This is a genomic window from Pseudomonas baetica, from assembly GCF_019733355.1.
GTDB lineage: Bacteria > Pseudomonadota > Gammaproteobacteria > Pseudomonadales > Pseudomonadaceae > Aquipseudomonas > Aquipseudomonas baetica_A.
The window spans coordinates 1-20,075 of sequence record NZ_JAIHLQ010000034.1; the positions used below are offsets into that span (position 1 = coordinate 1).

Annotated in this window: 18 protein-coding genes; 4 read left to right on the forward strand and 14 right to left on the reverse strand. The window is 57.9% G+C overall.

From position 1 onward, the window contains the following. Positions 1 to 106: 106 nt before the first annotated feature. The 6 genes from K5E40_RS25465 to galE all read right to left on the reverse strand — a co-directional run bounded on the left by K5E40_RS25465 (position 107) and on the right by galE (position 6,307). Complete coding sequence (locus K5E40_RS25465; protein WP_221733188.1) at positions 107 to 2,185, reverse strand: YjbH domain-containing protein; 2,079 nt, start codon at positions 2,183 to 2,185, stop codon at positions 107 to 109. Continuing rightward, positions 2,182 to 2,910 carry a capsule biosynthesis GfcC family protein gene (locus K5E40_RS25470; protein WP_260456036.1) on the reverse strand — a complete coding sequence of 243 codons (729 nt, stop codon included), beginning with the start codon at positions 2,908 to 2,910 and terminating at the stop codon, positions 2,182 to 2,184. The genes K5E40_RS25465 and K5E40_RS25470 overlap by 4 nt, the downstream gene beginning before the upstream one ends. Positions 2,911 to 2,939: 29 nt before the next feature. Next, the gene (locus tag K5E40_RS25475; RefSeq protein ID WP_221733189.1) at positions 2,940 to 3,605 is read right to left on the reverse strand and encodes a YjbF family lipoprotein; all 666 of its coding nucleotides are present in this window, start codon (positions 3,603 to 3,605) and stop codon (positions 2,940 to 2,942) included. A gap of 11 nt (positions 3,606 to 3,616) precedes the next feature. Continuing rightward, positions 3,617 to 4,678, reverse strand: coding sequence for a polysaccharide biosynthesis/export family protein (locus K5E40_RS25480; protein WP_260456037.1), 1,062 nt, complete (start codon positions 4,676 to 4,678; stop codon positions 3,617 to 3,619). 144 nt (positions 4,679 to 4,822) lie between these two features. After that, a complete protein-coding gene (locus K5E40_RS25485; RefSeq protein WP_129394762.1) occupies positions 4,823 to 5,059 on the reverse strand; it encodes a hypothetical protein in 237 nt (78 codons plus the stop codon). A gap of 231 nt (positions 5,060 to 5,290) precedes the next feature. Then, on the reverse strand, positions 5,291 to 6,307 hold the full coding sequence (gene galE / locus K5E40_RS25490; RefSeq protein WP_221733191.1) for a UDP-glucose 4-epimerase GalE: 1,017 nt from the start codon (positions 6,305 to 6,307) through the stop codon (positions 5,291 to 5,293). Between the two features lie 389 nt (positions 6,308 to 6,696). On the opposite strand from galE, the gene galU reads away from it, so the two are divergent. Together galU and K5E40_RS25500 are read left to right on the forward strand one after the other, a co-directional pair. Then, on the forward strand, positions 6,697 to 7,530 hold the full coding sequence (galU, locus tag K5E40_RS25495; RefSeq protein WP_126364920.1) for a UTP--glucose-1-phosphate uridylyltransferase GalU: 834 nt from the start codon (positions 6,697 to 6,699) through the stop codon (positions 7,528 to 7,530). A gap of 44 nt (positions 7,531 to 7,574) precedes the next feature. Continuing rightward, positions 7,575 to 7,985 (forward strand): mannose-1-phosphate guanylyltransferase, encoded by a 411-nt coding sequence (locus K5E40_RS25500; RefSeq protein WP_221733192.1) that lies wholly within the window; start codon positions 7,575 to 7,577, stop codon positions 7,983 to 7,985. A gap of 31 nt (positions 7,986 to 8,016) precedes the next feature. Here the strand turns inward: K5E40_RS25500 and K5E40_RS25505 are convergent, their stop codons facing one another. The 8 genes from K5E40_RS25505 to K5E40_RS25540 all read right to left on the reverse strand — a co-directional run bounded on the left by K5E40_RS25505 (position 8,017) and on the right by K5E40_RS25540 (position 17,593). Beyond that, a complete protein-coding gene (locus K5E40_RS25505; RefSeq protein WP_221733193.1) occupies positions 8,017 to 9,153 on the reverse strand; it encodes an SGNH/GDSL hydrolase family protein in 1,137 nt (378 codons plus the stop codon). A gap of 111 nt (positions 9,154 to 9,264) precedes the next feature. After that, entirely contained in the window at positions 9,265 to 10,308 is a 1,044-nt protein-coding gene (locus K5E40_RS25510; RefSeq protein WP_221733194.1) for an acyltransferase family protein, read from the reverse strand. Between the two features lie 12 nt (positions 10,309 to 10,320). Continuing rightward, complete coding sequence (locus tag K5E40_RS25515) at positions 10,321 to 11,424, reverse strand: hypothetical protein (protein ID WP_221733195.1); 1,104 nt, start codon at positions 11,422 to 11,424, stop codon at positions 10,321 to 10,323. Further along, positions 11,415 to 12,647 carry a polysaccharide biosynthesis C-terminal domain-containing protein gene (locus K5E40_RS25520; RefSeq protein WP_221733196.1) on the reverse strand — a complete coding sequence of 411 codons (1,233 nt, stop codon included), beginning with the start codon at positions 12,645 to 12,647 and terminating at the stop codon, positions 11,415 to 11,417. Before K5E40_RS25520 ends, K5E40_RS25515 begins: the two co-directional genes overlap by 10 nt. Continuing rightward, the gene (locus K5E40_RS25525) at positions 12,644 to 13,756 is read right to left on the reverse strand and encodes a polysaccharide pyruvyl transferase family protein (RefSeq protein ID WP_221733197.1); all 1,113 of its coding nucleotides are present in this window, start codon (positions 13,754 to 13,756) and stop codon (positions 12,644 to 12,646) included. The genes K5E40_RS25520 and K5E40_RS25525 overlap by 4 nt, the downstream gene beginning before the upstream one ends. A gap of 14 nt (positions 13,757 to 13,770) precedes the next feature. Then, on the reverse strand, positions 13,771 to 14,853 hold the full coding sequence (locus tag K5E40_RS25530) for a glycosyltransferase (protein ID WP_221733198.1): 1,083 nt from the start codon (positions 14,851 to 14,853) through the stop codon (positions 13,771 to 13,773). Between the two features lie 31 nt (positions 14,854 to 14,884). Then, positions 14,885 to 17,113 carry a polysaccharide biosynthesis tyrosine autokinase gene (locus K5E40_RS25535; protein WP_221733199.1) on the reverse strand — a complete coding sequence of 743 codons (2,229 nt, stop codon included), beginning with the start codon at positions 17,111 to 17,113 and terminating at the stop codon, positions 14,885 to 14,887. Between the two features lie 39 nt (positions 17,114 to 17,152). Continuing rightward, positions 17,153 to 17,593, reverse strand: a complete 441-nt coding sequence (locus tag K5E40_RS25540; protein ID WP_221733200.1) for a low molecular weight protein-tyrosine-phosphatase — start codon at positions 17,591 to 17,593, stop codon at positions 17,153 to 17,155. A 288-nt stretch (positions 17,594 to 17,881) separates the two neighbouring features. On the opposite strand from K5E40_RS25540, the gene K5E40_RS25545 reads away from it, so the two are divergent. Further along, entirely contained in the window at positions 17,882 to 18,844 is a 963-nt protein-coding gene (locus K5E40_RS25545) for a glycosyl hydrolase family 5 (protein ID WP_221733201.1), read from the forward strand. 202 nt (positions 18,845 to 19,046) lie between these two features. Continuing rightward, positions 19,047 to 19,973 carry a transaldolase gene (gene tal, locus K5E40_RS25550; RefSeq protein ID WP_221733202.1) on the forward strand — a complete coding sequence of 309 codons (927 nt, stop codon included), beginning with the start codon at positions 19,047 to 19,049 and terminating at the stop codon, positions 19,971 to 19,973. The last annotated feature ends 102 nt before the right edge of the window (positions 19,974 to 20,075 follow it).

The window sequence follows — 20,075 nt, forward strand, 5'->3', positions numbered from 1 at the left end:
GTGGCTTGCCCGCGATGGCGGTGGGTCAGGCAACTTTAATGCTGGATGTGCCGACGCCGTCGCGAGCAAGCCCGCTCCACAGGGGTTCTCACCGGTTTAGCGAGGGTTACTCGGTGATCTTCTCGAAGTTGCGATAGAACATGTCCCCTTCCCTGCTATCGGTCATTGAGTGCAATTGATAGCTGCGATTGAGCCTTGCGCCACCGTCACGAGTCAGTGGCGCCCACACCAGGTTGGCGCGACGCATGGTGGACATGCTCATCATTTCGTCGAACGGAATGGACAGGTAGATGCCTTTGTCGAAGCTACCTTCACCGTACTCGGCACTGCCGGCAGTGGTGATCGTCGCCCAGGCCCCAAAGCGTACGCCGTTGAAAAACTCACGCGAGATGTCCAGCGTGCCGCCCCAGTCTCCGGCCAGGTAACGGCCGACGCTGACGGCCGCCAGCGTGTCGTAAGGCAGGTCGGTGTAGCCCGTGATGTGCCCGGTCACTACCGAGTAGTCACGCAGCGCGAAACCCTGATCAAAATCGCGCTGACGCACGTAGTTGAGATCCGCTCCCACCGACCAACGCTCACCCGTCGGACGGAACAGTACTTCCCCGCCAACCCCGGCAAACATCGACTCCAGATACCCGCCGTAAACCATGCCGTACAGGTCTTTATCCAACTGTTCGGCATGGCTGACCTGGAACAACGGCATGGTCACTTCGGAGGTGGTCAGGTATTGACGTAAATCCGTGCGCACACGCGGCAAGCCGCTCGGCGCGTCGTAGGAGAACTTGTCAAAGTTGTTCGCCAGGTTGGCACTGAGCAGGCCGCTCCACCAAGTGTTGCGGTTGAAGCGGTATTCGGCGTCCGCATCGGCACTGAACTGATAGAGCAAACCATCGGGGCCGCCAACGTTCTGTTTGAAGCCCAATCCAACACCATAACTGAAGTGCTGCGGTGCTTCGGTGTAGAGAGTCTTCTCGTTGCGCGGCATCGCCGGGTTGATCTCGGTGGTACGGTGCAACGACTCCAGCGGCTCTTCGTTGTTGATCACTTCACGGAAGGTCTGGCGCGGTACGCTGGTTTCTTCCAGCGGCAGGTCGTAGCGTTTGTTGACCAGGGTGAACCAGTCGATGTCGTCGTTGACGCTGTTGTCGAGAACCCGGCTCGCACGGCCGACAGCCTTGGACGAATGGAAGTAGCGCTGTTGCTCGCCATACACGACCAACTCGCGATCCCGCTGGCTGATGCGTTCGACCTTATAGCCGGCATTCTGCTGCAGGCGTTGCGACACGTCGGCCCAATTGACCTGCTCCATCGACGTGGTCGGCATTTTTGCCGGCAACGGCTCTGGAGTTGGATCGTACGTTTTGGCCGGGGCTTTGCGGCTGACGAAATTGGTGTGGAACGTCACGCCAAACATCGCCGTATTACCACGCTCCCACGCCGCACTGAGGTCGATCGAATCGGTGACCTTGAACACCGCACCGAGGTTGATCGGCGAGTCCTGTTTGATCACGTTGTCCTTCGGTTCGCTTTTGTAGTCGTTGCCTTCGTATTCGAGTTTCAGGCTGAGGCGATCCCAGGGCGTCTGGTAGCTCACGCCGCCAAAAAGCGAGGGGCTGCCGCGAAAGTACGAACCGGCGTTGACGTCACCGGTACCTTCAGTTGCCGGGCGGGTTTTGAAACGGTCATCGGCGTAGCCCAAAGGGTTGTCGAAGTCGCCGCGATTGCCGATATAGCCCCACGTGATACCGGCGCTGAAATCGAAGTTGTCGTAGCGCTTGTTGGCGACGAAGAACTCACTGGAGAACAACCCCGTACCACCGATATCTCGGAAGCCCAGCGCCACTTCGGGCGCCCAATGACTCTCCTGCCACAGCCGGACTTTGGCGTCGACCGCCTTATCCTTATAGCTCTGGCTGCCACTCAGCGCCTCGGAGCCGTAAGGCCGGTTGGTGATTGCGGTGTAGCGAAAGGAACCTTCGAGCCAATCCAGCGGCTGCAACGAAACGCTGTAGCGGCTGTAAGGCTCGGTGCGGTTGGCGTTGACGCTCAACTCGCCGGCCGGCGCCATGCGCGCCGTCGGCGTTTGCAACAGCCCCGTGCCACCGAAGTCATTCTGGGTAATGCGCGGCTCGGCATGAACCAACCCGCACGGTAATAAAAACACAGCTGCAAACCGTAAATTCAACGAACCACCTCAACCAACTGCGTGGCAATCAATTCAGCCAACTGCTGATTCAGCTCAGGAACAGGCGGATCAAGATCATCATTTTTTACCGGTACAAGAATCTTGCTGCCGGCAACGGGAAGCTGGCCGCTTTCGCGATTCCAGTGGGCAATGCCAACGCGCCGCGAAGTCCCGTTGGGCTGGATCAGCCACAGATAGTCAGCCTCGGCATCGGCCAGAATCGTGCAGCCTTGCAGGTAGTCGCGAGCCTCCTGCAAGGGCTGATACGGCAAGTGGCAAGGCTCGGCGACTGCACCAAGCACTTCAACTTCGTCGACCCGCTTCGGGTAGATCAGCCGATCACCGTCGTCGAGACGAATGTTGCGCGCAAAGCCAACTTCCAATGCCACCGGATCGAGATCGGCGATCTGCCGGCCAGTGACCGGCATCTGCCGGACGTCCTCGATCAACCGCGCAGCCAGCGCTGCGCGACTCGGTCGATCGAAGAGCAAGGCCATACGCCGCAACACATCCAGATCAAACAGCACACCGGCCTTGAGCCGCGCCTGCTCTTGCAGCAGTGACTGACGCAGCAGCACACCCGCCAACCAATAACCCTCGGCATTGGGCACGGCCTCGTTGATCACATCGAGCAAGCGCCCATTCGCCGGCAACTCGACCGGCCCGGGATTGGCGACATCACCACTGACGGTGACGGCGGCGTGGCTCATTACGCTGGTCAACATCAGACTCGCCGATAACATACCGAGCCGCTTCACGGGATGTGCCTGCGGTCAGGCGTCAGTTGCACAATCTTCACGCGTAACTGCGAGGTCAGTTGTTGCTCGCTCTGCATAATGAAACCGTCACGCGGATCGACCCAATAACGATTGGTCGCCCGCAGGCCGATGGCCGGGGCGTCAATCTGCTCATCGACACGCAGCACGGTGTAGTCCTTATCAAGAATTCTGAGGGTTTGCGTGGATCGGAGGGAGAAGCGGCTGTTGACGATGACACCGACCTCCTGGCCTTTGTAGAGGTCGATCCAGCGCCGCGTGGTGTAGCCATCCGCAACCTGATGCAGGCCTTGTTTGAACGGCGAATCGTCGGACTGACGCGTGCCATCCAGATCGCCCTCCAGACCCAGGCCAACACTGCGCACGGCGAGGCCATTGCGCAGCAGCAACACCTGCTTGCCGGAGGCGACCCAGAACTGCAGATCCTCACGCTCGCGCACCAGCGCCAGCACCCCGGAGCCGGACGGCGTGGTCAGTTTGAGTTGCGGATAATTGACCCCGGCCACCTCATCCGGCGACACATTCACTTCATCCGGGCCGATTACCGCGGCTTTGAGGTTGTTCAACGAAGCGCTCATCAACGGGTTGCAGCCACACAACAACGTGGCCGCTATCAGGCAGACGCCCACTTTCAACGTGTTCACAGTCGGCGGCCTTATTTGGTGTTGCTACTGTATCCGCTCCAGTTCTTCGCAGCGGAAGCGCCCGTACCGACAATCGATGCCGATGGCACCAATTGGCTGATGAAGCGGTTCCAGCGAGTCACGTTGGCAGGCCCGACATAAACAACATCCTGAGGACGCACCTGGAAGTGCGAAGCGAGCGCCATGGCGGTCGGCGATTGGGCCTCCAACTGGTAGATCTTCGCCGGCTCGACATCGAGGTTTTCCACCCCGCGAATGACGTAAACCGCGTTGCCGTTGGAGGTGGTCTGACTCAAGCCACCGACCGAGCCGAGCACGTCGGAGAGGTTCATGGTCGCGGTCTTGAAGCTCAGTGCACGGGGCTGATTGACCTCACCCATGACGTAAATGCGCTTGTTGTCGTTGTACGGCAGATACAACTTATCGCCCCCTTTGAGGTAGACGTTCTGCAACTCGGAATCCGGCTGGTTGAGCGAGTCGAGATTGAGCGGATACGTTTGCCCATGGCGCGTCAGCAACAGGCCGGACAAGTCAGCGTTGTTGGTGTCGATGCCGGCGGAGCCGAGGGCCTCGACCACACTCAGTGGATTGGTGGAGATCGCTTGCGGGCCGGCCTTGGTCACCGCACCGGTCACCACGACTTTCTGGCTGGCGAAACGCAACACCGCGACATCCACTTGCGGCTCGGCGATGAAGGCCGACAGCCGCTGTTCGATGTCTGAGCGCAGTTGCTGAATCGTTCGCCCGGCAGCCTGGACTTCCTTGATGTAGGGGTAATAAAGCGTGCCATCGGAACGCACCAGACGGCCATTGGCGTCGATCTGTTGTTGCGCGCCGGACGGGGCCGTCAGCTCTGGGTGATCCCACACCGTGATGTACAGGACATCGTTGTTGCCGATGAGGTACTCGGCCGGCGCTGCCAACAGTGCCGCCGGCACCGGCTCACGCTTTTGCGTGGCACGGTTCATGGCAATCAGTTTGGGGGTGATCGGAATCAGCTCGACCCGGCTACTTTCACTGGCCCCTTGGCGGGTGATGTCACTGGTGCTCAGGTATTGGCCGGGGGAAAACATGCAACCTTGCAAAGCGAGACTTGCCAACATTAAAAGAGAAAAACTACGAGTCATAATGGCACTACGCTATTCAAGGGCGAATCCAAAAACAAAGTCACCCGACTTACGTCGGGCGACCTTGTACTGCACTAACAAATGTTCCTGTTAGTTGTGCGTGCCGGTGGTACCGGTGGTACCCGTCGTACCGGTGGTACCGCCGTTGGCACTGCCACCGCTGTTGGACGCCGCTACAGCACTGGCAACCATTGCAGTACTGGCTGCAGGCGCTTGAGAAGCCGCTACATTGCCACCTACATTGGTTACCGCTGTCAGCGGCGCTTCAGCGGCGGCTGCCCAGTTGCTCAACATCGTCAACAGGGCAATTGCCATTACTTTTTTCATATCAACTCCTTTCTAACATTCAACCTGATCGAAATCGGGTGTGTGCTAGAGGTGGTAGAGTTCAAGTCCGCAAAAAGCGCGAACAAGATCCGTTGTTCTTTCACAGTCTTACCCAACTGATAAAAGTCGAACGGCAGGTTTATATCTACGGACTTGCAATAAGCATTGCCAGTGTAATTTCCCGACGTTATCTAACAACCTGACTGAAAATAACATCGGGCTAAATGGCCATCATCGCAAGTAACCCTTGGGATGATTCGATTGCCAGCGCCAAGTATCAGTGACCATGTCCTGCAAGTTGCGCTTGGCTTTCCAGCCCAGTTCTCTCGCCGCCTTGGAGGCATCGGCCCAGCTCTCGGCAATATCGCCCGAGCGACGCGGCATGACCCGATACGGAACTGGCTGCCCGCTCGCCTTCTCGAAGGCGTGCAGCACTTGCAGCACGCTGTAACCGTCACCAGTGCCGAGGTTCCAGGTATGAATGCCGGTGCGCCCGGTGATGGACTGCAAGGCCTTCAAATGCCCGTCCGCCAGATCGACGACATGGATGTAGTCGCGCACGCCCGTGCCGTCGACGGTGGGGTAATCGTCGCCGAAGATCGACAACTCTTGCAGGCTACCGACCGCCACCTGGCTGATGTAGGGCAGCAAATTGTTCGGGATGCCGCTGGGATCCTCGCCCATATGGCCGCTGTCGTGGGCGCCGATCGGGTTGAAGTAACGCAACAGGGCGATGCTCCAGCGCGGCTCGGACTGACACAGGTCGCGCAGCACGTTCTCGACGATCAGCTTGGATTGGCCGTAGGGATTGGTCGGATTGCCGGTGGGGAAATCTTCGCGGATCGGCATTTGCTCAGGCTCGCCATACACCGTGGCCGATGAGCTGAACACCAGGTTAAACACCCCCCCCGCTGCCATCGCTTGACACAACGTGATGCTGCCGCTGACGTTGGTTTCGTAATACTCAAGCGGCTTGCGCACGCTCTCGCCCACGGCCTTGAGCCCGGCAAAATGCAGCACAGCCTCGATCGCGTGTTCGCGGAAAATCCGGTCGAGCAAGGCTCTGTCACAGACATCGCCCCGAATCATCCAGGCACTTTTGCCGCAGATGACTTCTATCGCATGCAACGCTGCCTCACTGCTGTTGCAAAGATTATCCAGCACGACAACTTCATAGCCCGCTTCAAGCAGCGCAAGTGTGGTGTGCGAGCCGATATAGCCGGCGCCACCCGTTACTAGAATTTTCATAGCGCGGTCCGTTATTGAATAAGTGCCAAGTAGTGTGTCAAGCCTCATTGTTGGATTTTGTGCGACACTCCACACAAATAAGGCGACAACAACCGAAAACAAAACTGGTTCAATGACTGGCAATAAATATCTTTGCAGGTCACACTCTATTGCCCGGTACTTATTAGCACTGCAAGTGCGCTTATCACTATCAACAGATACCGACTAAAAATAACTAATAACGCGCTGACCGACATCTCATAACATTGTCATGTTTTACCCCTCAATTCATTGCCATTAACAACCTGACTCAGGTATTAAAGTAGACCTTCAATCATCATTGAAACTTGCAGCCATTTGTTATGGCCTGCCATCGTCGCCTGTGTTCCATGACTGTCCAGGATACTTTTATGATTCGTAAATGTTTGTTCCCCGCTGCCGGCTATGGCACGCGTTTCTTGCCCGCCACTAAAGCGATGCCCAAGGAAATGCTGCCGATCGTCAACAAGCCGTTGATCGAGTACGCCGTTGAAGAAGCGCGGGACGCCGGTCTGCAACACATGGCCATCGTCACTGGCCGCGGCAAGCGTGCGCTGGAAGACCACTTCGACATCAGCTACGAACTCGAACACCAGATTCGCGGCACCGAGAAGGAAAAATTCCTCGCCGGCACCCGAGAGCTGATCGACACCTGCACCTTCTCCTACACCCGCCAAGTGGAAATGAAGGGCTTGGGCCACGCGATTCTCAGCGGCCGCCCACTGATCGGCGACGAACCGTTCGCCGTGGTACTGGCCGATGACCTGTGCCTGAACCTGGAAGGTGACGGCGTACTCAGCCAGATGATCCAGCTCTACAAAAAATTCCGCTGCTCGATCGTCGCTATCCAGGAAGTCCCGGCCGACCAGACGCACAAGTACGGCGTGATCGCCGGTGAGTTGATTTCCGATGGCATCTACCGGGTCAACAACATGGTGGAGAAACCTGCGCCGCAGGACGCCCCCTCGAATCTGGCGATCATCGGTCGCTACATTCTGACGCCGGACATCTTCGACCTGATCGCCGACACCCAGCCAGGCAAAGGTGGCGAGATCCAGATCACCGACGCGTTGATGAAACAGGCGCAGAACGGCTGCGTGCTGGCCTACAAATTCAAGGGTTTGCGCTTCGACTGCGGCGACGCCGAAGGGTATCTGCAGGCGACCAACTTCTGCTACGAAAACGTGTACCTCAAGGGCCGCTAAACCGGCCACATCCCCCGCCCACCCTCCACTTCAGGCAGACAACCATGAACATTGCACAACATTCGGCAGACATTGAACGAGAAGTGGGCAACCAAGGGGTGATGAGTTGGTTGTCACGTCATCAGCCATTGCCCAGCGCCAATGAGTCGTGGCTGGGCACGATTTTGCTGGTTGAGCGCATCGGCATGTTTCCTTCGTCCGGCGATATTCGCCGGTCGATGTCCGATCCCTATCCCCTGCTCGCGCATTTGAAAAACATCTATGGTGAGCAGGCGCTGGAGATGGATGACCGCGATGGCCTGAAAGTGATATTCAGCGACTGGCGCTTTCGTGTGCGTATCTGCTGCAACGATCCGGCGATCATCGTCAACGTGGAAACCCGTTGTGATACGCGGTTGATGCCGCAGAAAACCGCCGAACTGTTGAGTCAGTTGGATGCGTTCGAAAAAGCTTGAACACACAACGTTTCAAGCTGATCAAAGTGGGTCACAGGGCAGGTGTTTCGTTGCAGTTGCCTTCCCCGCCGCCCACGATCCAGCGGTAGAAATAGTCGGCAATCACCTTGCCGCCCGTGGCTGGCTGCGGATGGATCTTGTCCGGGCCGATCATCGTAGCGGCGTAACGTTTGACGTCGGCGCCGAACGCGCATTGCAGGTTGGCGTAACCCAGATGCTGCGCCCGCGCCCAAGGCGCTAAAACCTGCGCGTAAGCCGACATCGGATAGGCACTGGAGCGCGTGGTGTCCTGCCGCATGATCAGGTTGATGCTCGCCGCCGGTTGAATCTCGCGGATCATCCCCACCAGGCCCTGAACGTTCTGCAGATATTGCGCAGGCGTCACGCCAAAGCCCTGATCGTTGCCCCCGAGCATGATCAGGTAGATATCGGCAGGGATCTTCGACACCACGGCTTTCCACTGCGTCTGCCACTGTGGGTCGCGGTGATAGAAATCGGCGGACGCTGCGCCGGACGCCGCCAGTTTGGAGACGCGAATGCCGTTCTGATCGTTGCTCATCCACACGCCGAACAGCGTGGGCGCGCCTTTCACGACTTCCAGTTTGAATGCCCAATCAGCCGAGGCCGGTGTGCCCGGCAATGGCACCTCCTGAACCCCGACACCTGCGAGCTTCAACGGTTGCCAGTTCTGGGATGGCGTCCAGCGGTAGCGGATTTCACTGGATTCACCGTTGCCGAGGTAAAGCAACTTTGCCTGAGTGATCGCGGTGTCGATGGCCGGTGTCGGGCGGGCGTCTATTTGCAGCCATGAACCGGGCCGGCCAGTGAGGGTGCGGCTATCCGGGCTGGCCTGACCGAGGCCGGATACCCGCCAGTCACCGCCGAAGTACTTTTCACTGCTGCGCGTGTATTTGAAATGCGTGCCACCCAACGCTGCGCCGTGGTTGAATCCAACGTAGCCAGGCCCGGCGAAACCGACCTCCCCGGCCACCCGCTGCACCAGTTTGTTCAGATAAAAATCCTGCCCGGCGCTGTAGCTGTCGCCGATCACCGAGACCGACAACACTGTGCCGGCCTTGCCTTCTCGCCACTGAGCAAAGCGCTCGCGCGCATCACCCACCTCGATCACCGACGCCGAAACGGGTTGGACATCATCTACTGCAACCATGCATCAATTCCTTCAGTCTGAGATGCCCCGTTTGCGAGCAAGTCCGCTCCCACAGGGGATTTGTGAACACCACAGATTCAATGTGTACAAGCGGGCTTGCTCGCGAAGCTTTTAGCTATTGATCTGCGCAACCGGTGCGATGGTTGCCACCGGCTTCTTCGCCGCCGACCGCTCACCCAAAAACAGCACAGACGTGAAGTTGAATCGACTGAAAATCAGCGACAGCACCACTGGCCCCAGCAAGCCACACGCAACGCCACCGAGTACCAGAAGACTTTCATCCTTCACGCCCAAACGTCCCAGCACGAACCGCGACGTGGCGGCGAACAGCACATGGAAAAGGAAAATCGCATAGGAATAGCCGCCCAACCACGTCAGCCACTTCGAGCGCATGTCACTCGACAGCAGCGCGAAGCAAGAGACGCTGCCCACGGTCAACCCGATCAGGCTACGGCGGTCGACAATCAACTCCCGATCCACCGCCGCCACGTACAGCAACGTCAGCGAGATCACCACGAACACCAGCGGACCGATCACCTTGAATGTCTGCTTCAACTGGCTGACGTTTGCCTGACCAATCATCCCCGCCACAAAAAACGGTAGCAGGTAGATCGCACCGTTAATCCCGAACGCATCGAACCTGAACGGCGGCAACAGAAACAGCGCCGCCGCGAAGGCAAACAGCAGGTACAAGCGCGTCGCCGAACGCAGCAAGCCACGCCACTCCAGCAGGCCGACGAACATGAAAATGATGAACACCGCCTGCAGGAACCAGAAGTGGTTGATCGGCACCCAGAACGACAACAATGCGTCGATCACACCAACGTCCTTGTTGACCCCTGGCCCCACCGCTTGCAATACCGAGAACGGCACGCCCACGCAGAACAACGGCACGATCAGCCGCCGCACCTTACCGGCGAAGAACGCGGAAAAGTCATTGCCGCGAATTTTGTAGAGGGCGTAGATGTACCCGGAAATGAAGGTGAACAGCGGCATGCGCACATACACCATCGAGTCGGCGATCACTCGAAACGGCGAGCCGATGTCTATTTTCAAACCACCGCCCAACGGACCGATGACGTGATAGAGCACCAACAGCAGGCACGCCAGGCCGCGCAGGGTTTCGATCTCCAGGGACTTTTTCTTGCTCGACATAAAGCACCCGCCTCAATTCAGAATTCTTGATTCGACCTGCACGGGTTTGTTGGCCCGCAGCATCAATCCCAGACCGACAAACAGCACCGGCACCACCATGGAGAAGTGCCGGGCGAAGGAACCGAAGTCCGGCTCGAACAGGCCTTGCACCAGCAAAAACGCCAGCGGTATCGCGATCAGTTCCTTGGGTTTGGTCTGGATCGGCGCACCTTTGTAGTCGGTCGAAGTGATGACTTTGAACAGCAGCAGCGCGGTCATGATCATCAATGCGACGAAGATCACCTGCCCCGGTCCGGACAACAGGATCAACTCCACCGGGAACGAGAGCCGGAAGAAGATGATCATCGAGTCCAGCGCTTGCGAGACGAAGTCACTGCCGCTGAGCCAGGACACGATCAACGATTTCGATCCCTCCTCGCCCGCCGTGCGCAACTCGTTGTTGCTGGCGCGGATCGACGACACCGGAAACCCTAGCGCCACCTGAATGGCCATGGCGACCGCCAGGTAGAACAGGAACAGCATCAGGAAAAAGGTAAACCGCGAGACGTACTTCTTCATCACGCAGACGCCGATCCAGGACAGCGAAAACAGAATCCAGTAGGGCCGGATCAGTACGCCGTAGATCACCGCCGACAGAAAAAAACCGCCACGGTATTTGCGCGTCAACGAGCTGAGCAAAATGCTCAACACCGCCACCGACACGATGATTTCCTTGGTCAGGTTTTCCAGGAAAAACGAGCGAACGATGCCCCACAGGCACAGGGTGGCGAAAATCGTCAGCGGCATGCGGCGGAACACCACCACCGGAATCGCCGTGAGGAAAAAATTGCAGAACATCCCGTAGGCCCAGGCGTTGGTCAGGTTGATCCCGGTGGGCCGCAGCAGGAACGCCGAACACTCGTAGGACGAGCGATCAGGCGAGAACGGGTTCCAGAAATTGCAGTTGTCGGCACGGGCGTAGGACGACCACAACGTCATCGCATCCGGCCCCGGATCGCGGGGGATCAGCAGCGGCATGGCCACCGACAGAAACAACCCGGTGAACAAAATCAGGAACGAGATCGACGAATCGAGTTTCTTGCCACGAAACTCGATGCACGGCAGCTTCAGGCCCATGACAGCGCAGCCTTTTTCGCCCGGGTCACACGGGTCAACACGGCAATGACGCCGAGCTGAACGATGACCGCAAAGACGTTGCCCCACGCGGCGCCGTAGATCGAATAGTGCTTGATCAGCACGTAGCTGACCGGCACCGAAATCAACAGACAAATGGCCGCACTGAGCAGTGATACGCGGCTGTTTTTCGAAGCGATCAAACCACCCCAGACGATGTCGCCAATGGCGCGCAACGCAAAGGAAAAAATCAGTACGCCGAGGATCGCGTTGTCTGGACGCGGCACAGGGGTGGCGACGTAATCGAGCACCACGTTAAAGAACAGATAAATCGCCACCGCGACCGCCGCAGACACCAGCAGCGAGCGCATCACCCATTTGTTCACGAACAATTGCTTGACCGTGAACGGCTGTTGATCGGCCTGAAACCGCTTGGCCAGCACCGGAATGCCCACCACCGCCACCACCGCGTAAGACAAAGCCTGCAAGGTGTTGGCCGCCGACCACGCGTACACGTATTTACCGAGGCTGGCGTAGGGTTCCAGATCAATGATCAGAAAGCGTTCGACGTACTGACTCAACGCAATCAATCCGGTGCCGAGATAAAACGGCAACCCGGCCTTCCACACGGTGGCCGTGGCTAGCGTGCCGCTCGTCCGGCCTTTGTGAACGTTCACCACTATCAGGTAACCGGCGACGATCACCAGCACGTTGGCGGCAACCCACAGCCACAACACACTGACAATCCCCGAGATCCAGCCGAGCATCATCCCGCCCACCGCCAAAACCGCCCACAGCCCGGTTTTGATGAAAAACAGCAGCGCGCCCGCCGTGGCTTTCTGCGCGGAAAACACGAAGGAGTTGAGTTCAAACGACAGATGTTCAGTGAGCAACACCAGCGTCACGCAGAGGATCAGCGCGCTCGTCGCCTCGACCTGCTGGAACAGTGAATAAATCCCCACGGTCACCAGCGACAACACCAACCCCACCGCCAGATACAGCAGCAAGACCTTGTCGACGACCCGGCGCGAACTGCCGCTGACGCTGATCAACCGATTGATCTCGGAACTGAAACCGACGCTGTAGAACTTCGACGCGATCAACGAGGCCGCCATGACCACGCCGTAAAAACCCAACGCCTCATAGCCGAGGAAATGGGTGATGGCCAGCACCAGCAAAAACTTCGCGCCCAATGCTCCGCCGCGAAGCAGTAGCCGAAATATCATCGAACGACACCTTTGATGATGTCGTCCATGGCCACGGTTTTCGCCTCGATCTCGCGGCAGGTGTCGGTCAGGCGCTTGCCGAAATTCACCAGTGCGTTCGGCGCGTAGACCGTGTCGATGATGGTGTCGACATGGATGTCGCCACCGTTGATCACCCAGTCTTCCACGCCCATGTCCTGATAGGCACCAAAGCCTTTGCGCTCGTAGCTGATGTGATATGCAGGAACGCCGCTGAGCAGCGATTCGATGGCGCCATGCAAACGCACGGAGATCACCAGATCCGGCTGATATTTGGCCAGCGTCGCCTTCAAGGGCAGCAGGTCTTCGGTAATGCCCAGTTCGCGATAAAACGCGCCGTCATCGTTGCCGCGCACGGCGCTCTGGACGGCGCAGACGACTTTGCTTTTGCCCTTCAACCGCTGCAGCAACAACTTCAGGTTGGCCACGTAGGCGATTTTCTTTTCCTTGCTCCATTGCGGCGGCTTGCGCAGTACTACGCAGACGGTTGCCGGCGACGACGCGCAGCGAGTGAATTTCGGCTGCTGCAGGATTTTGCTGGCCAATGACTGCACCGCCAGATCGGGCGCGCGGTAGACGTTTGCACAGGCGTCGAACATCGCCGAGGAGCGGTTGTCGCGCACGAACACCGCATCGGCGCGGGCGTAGTGCTCGACGATCTTGCGGCTCTCGCCATGGAATGGCCCGATGCTTTGCGGCAGATAAATCGAAGGGACGTTACTGAGGATCGCGGTTTCCAGTTGCTTGGCGTGGCCCAGTTTCAACTTGATGTGCTCGAAGGCACTTTTGGAGCGCATGTAGCCGCCGCCGACGCCGACAATCAGATCGGTTTTCTTCAGCAGATCAGCAAGGCCTGCGTAAGACTGATTGAGGAACACCGCTTGCTTGACCCGCCCCAATCCCTTGGCCGCCATCACTGGCGCGTCAAAACGCGGGTGCGGCAGGTAGCTGAAGGATTCGGGATCGGAGGCCACGACACTGATCGCCGTGTCGTCGCCAAAATTGCGCTGCACCAGGGCAATCGCCAGATCCACGAGCAAGCCGTCACCGGAGTTGGACGCACTGTAGCCATGCAAAATCGTTACGTTCATAAGCTGAGTTCTACTTAATAAGTGGGGGCGCAATACACGTCGTAGGTCTGGCGGATCATCAACGCGGCGCTGAAGCGCTCGCGCACGATGTTGCGACCTTCGTTGCCGAGGTCGAGCAATCGGGGCTTCTGGATTTTCGCCAGCACGTCGGCCAGGGCCTGGTGATCACCGCTCGGGAAGACGTAACCGGACACCTCGTTGGTAACCAGTTCGGGCAGTGACGTGCAGTTGCTGGCAATCACTGGCAAGCCCATGGCCATGCCTTCCAGCGGCACCATGGCAAACCCTTCCCAGCGACTGGGCACAATCAGCGCATCGGCTTTCTGGTAGAGCGCCTGAACTTCGCTGGGCGTGACCCAAGGCAGGTAATCAACGGCGTCCATTGGTGGGCATTCGACCGAATCTTCGTTAACCGCACTGCCGACCACCGTCAGTTTCAAATCGCTGCGCTGCACCTTGGCGAAAGCCTTGAGCAACACGTCGAAGCCTTTTTGGTAGTCGAGACGGCCAACAAACAGCAGATGAATCGACTCCGCGCTATCGACTTTCGGCGCGTTATCGCGTTGATGAATGCCGTTGTAGATCAGCGTCATGCGCTTGCGCTCAATGCCAAATTTCGCGGCGCTATCCAGTTCGTACTGGCTGACGCAAATGATCACGTCGGTGACCTTCTGCAACACGCGCTCAATCCACGCATAGGCCTTCTGCTTGATTGGCGAACTTTCCATCAGGAACGAAAAGGCGTGCGGGCAGTAAACGATTTTCGGCTTGCGCCATGGCCTTAACAGCACGCACACGCAACGGCCGATCACCCCGGAAAAAGTGCTGTGCAAATGCACCACGTCGGGTTTTTCCTTGAGCATCACCTGGGCCAGACGCCAGGCGAATCGCAGCAGCGACGGCACATTGCGTCCGGTTCGGGCGAAGGTGCGGATCTGAGGCGCGGGAATGCCGTGCAATTCTTTTTCCTGATCCTGCGGGACCAGGTAAACCCGTTGGTAGTTCGCCGCGTCGCCTTCGGGCGATGCCGAGATCGTCCGAATGACGGTCGCAACGCCACCTTTGATCGTCTCTGCTACGTGCAGTATTTTCTTCACAACTCACCCACTTCAAACATGTAAGGACAACTCAGGATTTGTCGGACGCGTATTCGTAGTTGTAATAGCCGTAGCCGCCATTGCCGTAGTAACTGGCTGCGCGCTTCTCGACGCCGTTGAACACCGCGCCCTTCAACTCGATACCGTTCTGGGCAAAGCGGCGAATGGTCAACTCGATCTCTTTGGCCGGGTTCACGCCGAAGCGCGTGACGATCAGGCTGATGCCGGCTTCACGGCCGACAATCGCCGCGTCGGTCACGGCCAGTAGCGGCGGCGTATCGATGATCACCACGTCGTACATCTCGCTGAGTTGCGCCAGCAATTCGCGGAAGTTGACGTGCATCAACAGCTCCGAAGGATTGGGCGGCACCTGCCCGCGACTGATGAAGTGCAGGTTGTCGACTTCGATCTTATTGATCGCCTGCTCGATGCTGCAGCGCTTGACCAGCAGGTCCGACAGACCATTGCTGATCGGGGTGTTGAGGGTTTTGTGCAAATGCCCTTTGCGCATGTCGGCATCGATCAGCACCACGCGCTGACCGCTCTGGGCCATGACTGCCGCGAGGTTGGAGGAGACGAACGTCTTGCCGACTTGCGGGCTCGGCCCGGAAATCATGATGCGGTTGTTGGTCGAATCCAGCCCGGCGAAGTGCAGGCAGGTGCGCAGGCTGCGGATCGACTCGATAGACAAGTCCGTCGGGTTGCGCAGGGCCAACAGATACGCCGGTTTATCGACGCCATCACGAGCGCGACCTTTCTTACCGTCCTCCTCCTGCTGCAGCGTGCTGTAAGGGATCGACGCGTAGACCGGCAAACCGAGTTGCTCAATGGCTTCTGGCCCTTCCAGGCCGCGACTCAGCGACTTGCGCAGCAACACCAGCGCGACGCTGACAAAGGCGCCCAGGAAAGTGGCGATGAGCACAATCAGGGCTTTTTTCGGTTTGACCGGACTGGTCAGGTCGACGTCCGCCGTGTCGATCAAGCGCACGTTGCCTACCGCACCCGCGCGGACGATGTCCAGTTCCTGGGATTTGTTCAGCAGTTGCGTGTAGATCTGCGAGGCGACTTCAACATCGCGGGTGAGGTTCAACAACTCCTGCTGCGTGGCCGGCAGATCGCCGACTTTGCTCTCCAGCGACTTCTGTTGCTGGGTCAGTTCAGCGATCTGCGACATCAACGCACGGTAGGCCGGATGCTGTCGCGTGAACTTGCGATCCATCTCCGCCTGCTGCATTTTCAGTTCGGAGATACGCGTGTCCAACGCAACGGTCTGGCCCAGTACCGATTGGGTTTCCAGGGAGATGTTTACCGTTTTGCCGCGGGTCTGATAGGCGTTGAGCGCATCACTGGCCTTGGCCAGATCGCGCTTGACCTGAGGCAGTTGGCTCTGCAGGAAGGCCAGGCTCTGCGCCGCTTCCGCCGAGGTGCGCTGGACGTTCTGCTGCACATACAACGCCGCGATCTTGTTGAGGATCTTCACTGCCTCGGGCGCGTCGGAACTGGCCAGGGCCAGACGAATAATCCCCGACTCCTTGCCTTGCTCGGAAATATCCAACGCATCCTGATAACCCTGGATGGTCACGATTCGTGGGTTGCGCACCACTTCGAAGCGCGTGCCGGGGTTTGCCGAGAGCTGAGCGATCAGCCCCTCAACGCCATCTTCAACAAAGGCTTCGCCAGCCACGCCTTGCGCCAGCAGGTTGTCGTTATCATCGAACAACTGGAAACGCTGCTGTTCGCCGGCGATCAGCGTGAGCTTCTTGCCCAGCAACGCGTTCGGCAGCGTGAGCCGAGCGATCTCCACGCGTTCACCACCCCAGGCATAGCTGTTCAGGCCAAAACGCGGCGGCGCAACGCTGAACGCCGTCTCACCGCGATAACGGCGAGCGAGAAAAGCGCCAATCAGCGGGAAGGTCTTGGGGGTGACATCGATATCCAGACGCAGATCGTCGACGGTTTTGCCAATCACGGCGCGGGATTTGATGATGCCGATTTCGGTCACCGACGGCGATTGCCCACCGAGCATGCTGTTGAGATCGGCGAAGCCGAGCATGTCGTTCTTTTTCGGCTCGACCTGAACCAGCGCGTTCGCCAGGTACACGGGCGTGGCCAACACCGCGTAGGCAACGCCGGTGACCATGAAGGCGCCGGTCAGTGCGCCAATCAACCATTTCTGGTCAATCAGACTGCCGAATATGCCGAGCAGATCAATACTGTCTTGATCATTGTCTCGGGTGCCGATTACTGACGGTAACTGCATAAGTCTGTTCTTACCATTCATTGATCTGAAGAATATTCATCAACGCGCGAGACGTTGTGCCCATGAGCTGACAGCATCTTCAATCAATGCATGGGCATGAATAAAAGCGGCCTTGCCTTGACGGTACGGATCTTGTATTTCGCGCTCGCTTTGCCACTTACCGAGCAGAAACACTTTGCCCCTCGCGTGAGAGGCCATGTTCAATACTTGTTTTACATGCTCTTTTTCCATCACCAGAATCAGGTCTGATTCATTAACGATGTCCGAGGTCAGTTGCCGCGCCTTGAAACCCTCGGCGCTATGCCCATGGTCTTCCAGCACCTGACGAGCCGAAGCCTCTATGGATTCGCCAACCCGCGCGGCGAGGCCGGCGGAGGAAACCGTGATCGATGAGGGGGCCAGCGCGTTACGCAGCATGAGTTCTGCAGTCGGACTTCGGCATATATTGCCCACGCAGACGACAAGGATCTTTCTGAACAAGGTGTACTTTCCTGTGTAATATCAAACTGCCAACATCTAGAGCGGTTTAAATGAACCCACTAGATCTTCCTGCACTCAGAAATAGATTCGCCCTGTTAATACAGCGTATTAAGTACCACAGCCCTAAAAGCGCCCCAACCAGAATTACCGGACCAAAAATAACTGTGATTTTCAGATAATGAATTTCTGACAAAAAATAACATTCGCGCACTTAGCGCTCTTGTTAGTTTCAAAAAGAATGTCACGAGATAACTATTCGCCGTTGTCACTTCTCATTGGAGAGCAGACATGAAATCCGCCCATCTCATTCGATTCAGTGCCTCGGCGTTATTGGCGCTCAGTGCCGCCACTCACGTGCAGGCCAGTGAACTGTTTCCCAACCTCCCCGCCAGAACCATCGGTGTTCAGGTGAAGATCCAGAACTTTTCCGCCGACGATGCTGCACACATCAAAGCAGCAGGTTTCAGCTTTGTGCGTTTCGGTGTGTGGAGCGACAGCCTCAGCGCCAAGGCGTATCAGCAGCAGGTCAGCGATGCTTTTGCGGCGGCCGGTTCCGCTGGTTTGCCGGTCCTGTTGACCGTGCGCGCGATCAAACCGCTGACCGCGACGCCCGGCAACAATAGTCAGCTGAAGGCCGCCGGCGAATCGTTTGCCAATGTGTTGGCGGGCCTGGAAAACGCCTACAGCGCGCAACTGGTGGCCACTGAAATCTGGAATGAACCCGACCTCGAAACCTACTGGCCGACGCGCCATTTCGACACGACGTTTGTGCCGTTCATGAGCGCGGTGTGCAAGTCGCTGCAAGGCAAACCCCAATCCACGCCACGGGTCGGTTACGGCTTCGCCCGCGCGCCGACGGCGGGTTCGGCTTCGACCGTTGCGCTAAACCGAATCGTCAGTGAGTACCCCAAATGCCTGAACGCCATTTCCTATCACCCCTACGGCATGACGGCCGCGCAAATCAGCAACGCGCAGGCCTTTATTCAACAGAACTTCCATTTGCCGGGTGTCATCAGTGAGTGGGGTGTATCGGCACTCACCTCCAACGGTGGGAACGACGGACAAGCCAGCAAAATCAGTGCGTTCATCGCCGATGTAAAAAAGCTCAACATCCCGCTGACATCAATATACGAATGGAAGAACAGCGATTCGGGCAGCAACGATCGCGAGAAGAACTTCGGTTTTCTGACCTCGGGCGGTCAGCCGAAACCGGCAAAAACGGCCGCCGCAACGCTCTTGAATGCTCAGTAGACGTGGCGTAACTGATCTGTGCGCAGGTCGGTTGCTTTGAACCTGTGGGCGGTTTCGCTATCGAACTCATCAATACCGCGCCCTACCTTTCAAACAATCGTTTTCAGGTTGTTGCCGCAGGGGCCATCGATACACGCACCCGCCCTTGAGTGGCTGTCAGCGCTCGGGTAATGTCGTCAAACCCACAGGACAGAGCACACACATGACTTCCAAGCTGGAACAACTCAAACAAATCACCACCGTGGTTGCCGACACCGGCGACTTCGAAGCGATCGCCCGGGTTAAACCGGTCGATGCCACCACCAACCCATCCCTGTTGCTCAAAGCGGCAGCCATCCCCGCTTATGCCGAATTGCTGAACGCTTGCGTCAGCGACTGCAAGGGTGATGTCGGCCTGGCCAGCGACCGTTTCGGCGTCGCGGTGGGCCAGGAAATTCTCAAGGTTATCCCGGGCCGTATCTCCACAGAAGTGGATGCGCGCCTGTCGTTCGATCAGGAAGGCGTCCTCAAGCGTGCGCATCGCTTGATCGAGTTGTATGACAAGGCTGGCATTGGCCGCGATCGCGTGCTGATCAAGATCGCCTCGACCTGGGAAGGTATCCGCGCTGCCGAGGTCCTCGAAAAGGAAGGCATCCAGACAAACCTGACTTTGCTGTTCTCCTTCGCTCAAGCGGCGGCATGTGCCGATGCCGGCGTGTTCCTGATCTCGCCGTTCGTAGGCCGCATCTACGACTGGTACAAAAAGGCCAACGGCAACGACTACACCGGCGCCGACGATCCGGGCGTGCAGTCCGTGACGCGCATCTACAACTACTACAAGGCCAATGACTACAAGACCGTAGTCATGGGCGCGAGCTTCCGCAACCTGAACCAGATTGAGCAACTGGCCGGTTGCGACCGTTTGACCATCAGCCCGGACCTGATCGACAAGCTGGCGGCGGACACTGGCAAACTTGAGCGCAAACTGGCGCCAGGCAATGCCGGTGAAGCACGTCTGAGCCTGAACGAAGCGCAATTCCGCTGGTTGTCCAATGAGGACGCGATGGCGACCGAAAAACTGGCTGAAGGTATTCGTCAGTTTGCTCGCGACCAAGAGAAGCTTGAGGCGCTGTTGCAAGCTAAGTTGTGATCTGACTGAGTGAAATGCAAAAAGGGCGAACCCTCACAGGTTCGCCCTTTTTCATTGCGCCAGCACTGGCAAATGTATCGTCAGATTTGACGCTTTCGCGAG